We start from the raw sequence: 992 nt of genomic DNA, 5'->3' as shown, positions 1-992 counted from the left end.
GCTACGTCGCCGGTCTGGCCCAGGATGGTGATGGTTTGGCCGGCGGCAAGGGTCAACACGGTGTTGCCGTTTACCACCGTGGCGGAATTGATGATCGCCGCCATATCCATGCTGGGATCGTAAAGGGCGATGCGATCAATACCCAGCTGGAAATCCATGATCACCGACCCGCCGCTGTCCTTCCCGAACGCGAAGAGGTCTCTGCCTTCGCCGCCCCATAGGGTATCGGCGCCGCCATCAGCGAACAGGATGTCATCGCCGGCACCGCCGTTCAGGACATCGTTACCCTCTCCGCCGAACAGCGTGTCATTTCCATCCTCGCCGAACAGCGTGTCGTTACCTTGGTTGCCGCTCGCCAGATCGTTGCCGGTACCCAAGCCGATCAGATCATTTCCGGTCCCCCCCAAGGCCACGTCATTGCCGGCCCCGGCGTTTACGGTGTCGTCACCCTCACCGCTGACCAGGAAATCCGTCCCGTCGTCACCGAACACAAGATCGTTGCCGCTGCCACCCACGACGGTGTCATCGCCAGCGCCGCCGCTGAGGACATCGTTGCCGTCTTCCCCGAACATGATGTCACTGCCGGTGCCGCCGAAGCCGGTGTCGTTGCCGGTGCCACCGCCGATCAGGTCGTTCCCATCGCCGCCCAGCACCCAGTCATTACCCTCGCCACCATTGACAAAATCGTCACCGGCGTCGCCGCTCAACGTGTCATTGCCGAGCGTGCTCATCACCGTGTCATTGCCGGCACCGCCCGACAGAATATCGTCGCCGGGGCCGAGTACCATGTACTGGCTGCTGCTGTCGCCGTAGATAACCTGATTACCCTCACCACCGACCAGGGTGGCTGATCCGATCACGGCTGCGAACTCAACATTATCGAGTTGGATCGACAGTGATGAGTTGAGGGCCGAGGTGTTGATCACCAGTGCCGTGGGCGTGCCGTCTGTTTGTGTCGCACCGGAAATGTGTACAGACGTCTGGCTTGGGGG

The 992-nt window shown here is 61.6% G+C and carries 1 protein-coding gene; it reads right to left on the bottom strand.

Annotation, left to right across the window (positions count from 1 at the left end):
* Positions 1–926, bottom strand: a 926-nt coding sequence (locus GE253_RS25675; RefSeq protein ID WP_348770957.1) for a calcium-binding protein, incomplete at its 3' end; no start/stop codon positions are given.
* Between the last annotated feature and the right edge of the window lie 66 nt (positions 927–992).

The organism is Niveispirillum sp. SYP-B3756 (genome assembly GCF_009495745.1).
Classification (GTDB): domain Bacteria; phylum Pseudomonadota; class Alphaproteobacteria; order Azospirillales; family Azospirillaceae; genus Niveispirillum.
Note: the sequence above shows the minus strand (reverse complement) of the source record. Positions and strands in the feature narration are given on the sequence as shown.